Origin of the sequence: Streptomyces sp. LS1784 (genome assembly GCF_020103755.1) — a bacterium.
In the GTDB taxonomy this organism is placed as follows: domain Bacteria; phylum Actinomycetota; class Actinomycetes; order Streptomycetales; family Streptomycetaceae; genus Kitasatospora.
Window position 1 is genome coordinate 8,625 of record NZ_JAHSQD010000184.1, and the last position, 5,587, is coordinate 14,211.

Consider the following 5,587-nt stretch of genomic DNA (forward strand, 5'->3'; position numbering starts at 1 on the left):
GCGGCGGGCGCCTCCGGGGTGGCTGGGAACGTGGGCTGGGCCGACTTTCCACGCAACCGCTTGGCGACCATCAGACTCCTGCGCGAGCAGACTCCCCCTGACGCCCCTCGTCCACGGGGACCAGCCGACCGATTTCCCGCGCCAGCCGGACAAGACCCGAAAGCAACCGGCCACCGAACCAACCCCGCACCAGAACTCGACCACGCCGACTTCTGGTGTGCCGCGAACAAGCCAGGAGGCGCGGTCGGCGAATCTCCGGCCCATCGCCACCGCACGAGAAGTCGATCAGGTCGACTTCTCGTACGCTCGGCCGAAGCTCTGCGGGCGCCGGAAGTGCCGGACCAACACCCACAGCCTTCTCGAACAGAAAGTCGGATCTACCGAGTTCCCGCAAACTCTACACGAGTAGATGCACCCCTTGGCGACGCGGCTCGACGCAGGAAGTCGGACCGGCCGACTTCCTGCACGAGCCGGACAAGCCACCAAGGCCGACCGGCCGGCGGGCCCATGACGCACCGAAAGTCGGCCGGGCCGACTTCCTGCGCACAGCGAGCCAGGAGGGGCGCGACCCCATACACAGGGAAACGGCGACAGCCTGGTCGCCCAGCACAGCGAGATGGAAGCGCGACCCGAGCTTGGCCCTCAGAACGGCCGCTGCGCGAGAAGTCGGCCGGGCCGACTTCTGGTGCGCGGGCAGGGCCCGGCGGGCGGCCGGCAGCTTTCAGGGGGCGGGCTGCACAGCATGCCGCCCGCGGGCCGTGCCGCAAGTCGACCGGGCCGACCCCCGGCGTGCTGCGGGGAAGTCGATGCGGTCGCGTGGAGAGTCGGCTGGGCCGACTTCCCGTGCGCGGGCAGGGCCCGGCGGGCGGCCGGCAGCTTTCGGGGGGCGGGCTCCGCAGAGATGGTGTCCGGGGCGGTACCGGAAGCCGGCCGAGCCGACCCCCGGCGTGCTGCCGGGAAGTCGACCTGTCGACTTCTGCGCATGTCAGCCGATGAGGGTGGCGAGGGTGTTGCCCTGGGGGTAGAGGGCGGCAACCGGGGGGAGGTCGGCGGGGGCGCCGGCGTGGAGGACGGTGAGGGTGCCGGCGCCGGCCCGGGTGGGGTCGGCGACGCGGCGCAGGGCCTGGGCGGCGACGGCGTCGGCGGAGCCGTACAGGGTGAGCGCCGGGGAGGCGGTCGGGGCGACGGCGGCGCGGATGCGGTCGTCGACGAGTTCGTAGTGGGTGCAGCCGAGCACGATGACGTCGGTGCCGGCCGGTGTCCTGGCGGCGGCGTCGGCGATGGCGGCCGTGATGGCCTCGTCGTCGCCGTGCTCGACCGCGTCCGCGAGGCCCGGGCAGGCGACCTCGGTGATGTCCGCCGAACCGCCGAAGTCGTGGATCAGCCCGCGCTGGTAGGCGCTGCCGGTGGTGGCCGGGGTGGCCCAGATGGCAACCCGGCCACCCTGCGCTGCGGCGGGCTTGATCGCCGGGACGGTGCCGATCACCGGCAGCCCGGGCTCCAGCTCGGCCCGCAGGGTGGCGAGCGCGTGCACGGAAGCGGTGTTGCAGGCGATCACCAGCGCGTCGGGTTCGAGCGCGGCGGCGGCCCGGCAGCAGCCGAGGGCCAGCTCGGTGACCTCTTCCGGCGTACGGGGCCCCCACGGCATCGAGGCCGGGTCGGAAGAGAGCACCAGATCCACGTCCGGGCGCAGCTTCCGAAGGGCGGCAGCGGCGGCCAGCAGGCCGATTCCGGAGTCCATCAGTGCGATCTTCACGGGTCAAGACTTTAGTCGATCCGCCCGCCCGGCCCGGTTCTGCGGCAGACTGCCGGGGTGACCGTCCTGCTGTGGATCGCCGCGTTCTCCCTGCTGGTCTGGCTCTGGCTGGCGTGCTGCCACGGCTCGTTCTGGCGCACCGACGTACGGCTGCCGCCGCGTCGTCCGCCGGTCCGCTGGCCGCAGGCGGCGATCGTGGTGCCGGCCCGGGACGAGGCCTCGGTGCTCCCGGTGAGCCTCCCGACGCTGCTCGCGCAGAAGTACCGGGGGCGGGCCCGGGTGATCCTGGTGGACGACCACAGTTCGGACGGCACGGGCACGCTGGCGGCGGAGCTGCGGACGATCGACGGGCTGGAGCTGACCGTCACCACCCCTCCCCCGTTGCCACCGGGCTGGACCGGCAAGCTGTGGGCACTGCGGCACGGCGTGGCGCTGGCCGGGCCGGACGTCGAGTACCTGCTGCTGACGGACGCCGACATCGCGCACGGCCCGGACTCGCTGGCCGAGCTGGTGGCCGCCGCCGAGAGCAACGGGCTGGACCTGGTGTCACAGATGGCCCGGCTGCGGGTGGGGACCGGCTGGGAGCGGCTGATCGTGCCGGCTTTCGTGTACTTCTTCGCCCAGCTGTACCCGTTCCGCCGGAGCAACCGTCCGGGCGCCCGGACGGCGGCCGCAGCCGGCGGCTGCTCGCTGGTGCGGCGCGAGGCGCTGGAGCGGGCGGGCGGAGTGGCGGCGATCCGCGGTGCGGTGATCGACGACGTGTCGCTGGCCCGGGCGGTGAAGTCCACCGGCGGCCGGACCTGGCTGGGCCTGGCCGACGACGTGGTCAGCGTGCGCCCGTACCCACGGCTGGAGCAGCTGTGGCGGATGGTGTCACGCAGCGCGTACGCCCAGCTCAGGCACTCGCCGCTGCTGCTGTCCGGGACGGTGCTGGGGCTGGCGCTGGTGTACCTGGTCCCGCCGGTGGCGACGGTGGCCGGGCCGGCCGCGGGGGTGCCGGCGGTGGCGGCCGCGGGCGGGGCGGCGTGGGCACTGATGGCGGGCACGTACCTGCCGATGGTCCGGTACTACGGGCAGCCGGCCGTGGCCGTGCTGCTGCTGCCGTTCACCGCGGGGCTGTACCTGCTGATGACGGTGGACTCGGCGGTGCAGCACTGGCGCGGCCGGGGCGCGGCATGGAAGGGCCGCACCTACTCCCGGGCCTGAGAAACCCCCTGCACGGCGGGCCGCCCCGATCCATACTGCTCGGATGGACCGTCAGCAGATCTCCCGTCTCGCCCATGCCCACCACCCGATCGCGGCCCCCCTGGCGGACGAGTCCGTGGCCCGGCTGCTGGACCGCGCCACCGCCGGGACGGAACGGGGCCGGGCCCTTGACCTCGGTTGCGGTGAGGGCGCCTGGCTGCTCCGGACGCTGGCTGCCCGCCCGGGCTGGCAGGCGGTGGGCGTGGACCTGGACGCGGCGGCGCTGACCCGGGCCCGGGAGACCGCGACCGCACTCGGCGTGGTCCGCCGGATCGGCCTGCACCACCTGGACGCACGGGATTTCGCCACGAAGGAGCCCTTCGACCTGGTGCTGTGCGTCGGCGCCACCCACGCCTTCGACGGTCTGCTGCCGACGCTCGCCGCGGCCCGGGAACTGCTGGCCCCCGGCGGCCGGTTGCTGGTCGGCGAGGGGTTCTGGCAGCGCGAGCCGTCGCAGGCGACGCTGGACGGGCTGGGCGCGGTCCGGGAGGACTTCGCGGATCTGGCGACGACCACCGACCGGGTCCTCGCGGACGGCTGGACACCGGTGTTCGGGCACGTCAGCACCGAGCAGGAGTGGGACGACTACGAGTTCTCCTGGACGGGCTCGCTGGCCGAGTGGGCGCTGGACCACCCGGACCTCCCGGACGCGGCAGCCGCCCGGGAGGCCGCGGACCGGCACCGCACCGAGTGGCTGCACGGCTACCGGGGGACGCTCGGCTTCGTCACGTACCTGCTGCGCCGCGACTGAAGCGGCTGAATCGGCAGAAGCTGTCGAAACAGCCAATCCACCTGCCCGGCACCGCACATGAGCGAGCTGGTCCGATGTCGCGGCAAGGGCCGGGAACGCAGGCTCAGCGACTGTGTTCCTGTTCCTGCCGCACCAGGCGGTCGAGCACCTCGGGCATCGCCTCGACCCCACCGGCCAGGGTCGGCGAGGTGCGGTACTCGCCCTGGATCACGACCGTCGGCAGCTCGTTGATGCCGTAGCGGGTGAAGGCGGCGGCGGCCTCGTCGACCGACCGGTTCACCACGGCGGAGCGGTACGTCCGGCCGAACGCCTGGCCGTCGACGCCCTGGCGCACGGCCCAGTCGGTGGCGGTGACCTCGGTGGTGACGTCGAGCCCCTCGTCGTGCACGGCCCGGAAGGCGCCGGCCTGGAGCCGGTCGACCAGGCCGAGGTGCTCCAGCGTGTAGTACAGCCGGGCGTGGGCACGCTGCACGGCCTCGTCCCGGGTGCCGGGCCAGACGGCCGGGACGCGGCGCAGCGCGACATCGGCGCGGTGCTTCTCCGCCCAGGCCCGCAAGGGCTGTTCGAGCGCCTGGGAGTGGCCGCAGTCGTACCAGAAGAACTCGACCGCCTCGGTCAGGGCGCTCTCGCGCACCCGCTGCGGGTGGTCGGGTTTGACGAACTGGACGCCCCTGGAGGGGACTTGGTGGGTCGTCGCGCCGGCCTGGACGGGGGACGCGGCAATCCCGACGGCGACGGCGAGCAGGACGGTGGACCGCAGCAGCGACTTCGAGTTCACACCGGGCAGTGTGCTGGTGACGGCTCGTTTCCGGCCGGTTGCTCAGGCACGGGCCGTGCCGGATTCGTCCGGACGGCGCAGCCGGGCCTCGCCCGTGGACGGAGCCGACCACCGACGGGGTCGATGCGGTCAGCCGGCGCCCTCCGTGCCCGCCGTCCAGACCTCCGCGACCAGTTGCTGCCAGGCGTCCACGACGGCACCCAGTTCGAAGTGCTCCAGCGCGTGCGCCCGGGCCGCCGCACCGAGGCCCGCCCGGTTGACCGCGAGCACCTTGCCCAGTGCCTCGGCGAGGGCGAGCGGGTCCCCGGGGGCGACCAGCGCACCGGTCGCGCCGTCCCGGACCACCTCGCGCACCCAGCCGACATCGGTGGCCACCGCGGGCACCCCGGCCAGTGCCGCCTCGATCAGCGCACCGGGCACCCCCTCGCTGTCGCTGGTCAGCAGCAGGGCGTCGGCGGCGCGGTAGAGCGGGACCGGGTCGGGCAGCGGGCCGAGGAAATGGGCGCGGGCGGCGGCCGGGTGGCGGGCCAGCGTCTCGCGCAGTGGTCCGTCCCCGGCGACGGCGAGCCGGACGTCGGGCAGCCGGTCGAGCACATCGAGGGCGAGGTCGAGCCGCTTCTCCGGAGCTATCGCCCCGATCCAGGCAACCAGCAGCACGTCGGCCGGAAGGCCCAGCGCGTGCCGCGCCGCGCGCCGGTCGTCCCGGCCGTCGGCGGGCGGATAGCTTTCGGCCGCACGGGAGTTGGGGATCACGTGCACCTTGCCCTCGGGCAGCCGGAACTGCTCCTCCAGGACGTCGCGCGCCTCGTCGGTGAGAGTGGTGACGGCGGCCGCGCGGTGCATCAGCGCGCCGCCGCGCACCCGGCGCAGCCGGTTGGCGGTCCAGTAGCGCGGGTGGCCGACCGAGACGTAGACGAAGGGCGTACCGGTCCCGGCCAGGGCGAGGGCGCAGGCGGCCAGGGTGTCCGAGCCGTGCGCGAGCACCACGTCGGCGGTGCGCGCGGCGGAGCGCAACGCCCGCAGCGTGCTCGGGTGCAGCCGGCCGGGGCCCAGCACG

General features: G+C 74.2%; 5 protein-coding genes. 2 read left to right on the plus strand and 3 right to left on the minus strand.

All coding sequences use genetic code 11. The annotated features are described in order from the left end of the window. Nucleotides 1–985 precede the first annotated feature (985 nt). Nucleotides 986–1,756, minus strand: coding sequence for a glutamate racemase (locus KS423_RS21365; protein ID WP_224281175.1), 771 nt, complete (start codon nt 1,754–1,756; stop codon nt 986–988). Between the two features lie 57 nt (nt 1,757–1,813). Between KS423_RS21365 and KS423_RS21370 the strand changes: the two genes are divergently transcribed. Then, nucleotides 1,814–2,962, plus strand: a complete 1,149-nt coding sequence (locus KS423_RS21370) for a glycosyltransferase (RefSeq protein ID WP_374120000.1) — start codon at nt 1,814–1,816, stop codon at nt 2,960–2,962. Nucleotides 2,963–3,005: 43 nt separating this feature from the next. Continuing rightward, on the plus strand, nt 3,006–3,752 hold the full coding sequence (locus KS423_RS21375) for a cyclopropane-fatty-acyl-phospholipid synthase family protein (RefSeq protein ID WP_224281176.1): 747 nt from the start codon (nt 3,006–3,008) through the stop codon (nt 3,750–3,752). Nucleotides 3,753–3,855: 103 nt separating this feature from the next. Here the strand turns inward: KS423_RS21375 and KS423_RS21380 are convergent, their stop codons facing one another. Together KS423_RS21380 and KS423_RS21385 are read right to left on the minus strand one after the other, a co-directional pair. Continuing rightward, nucleotides 3,856–4,530, minus strand: a complete 675-nt coding sequence (locus KS423_RS21380; protein ID WP_224281177.1) for a thiol:disulfide interchange protein DsbA/DsbL — start codon at nt 4,528–4,530, stop codon at nt 3,856–3,858. 129 nt (nt 4,531–4,659) lie between these two features. Next, nucleotides 4,660–5,587 (minus strand): glycosyltransferase family 4 protein (locus KS423_RS21385; protein ID WP_224281178.1); only part of this gene is annotated, 928 nt, incomplete at its 5' end.

Bases quoted from the DNA above. Each gene is read 5' to 3' on its own strand.
- KS423_RS21375 (WP_224281176.1), top strand. From the start codon at position 3,006: ATGGACCGTCAGCAGATCTCCCGTCTCGCCCATGCCCACCACCCGATC.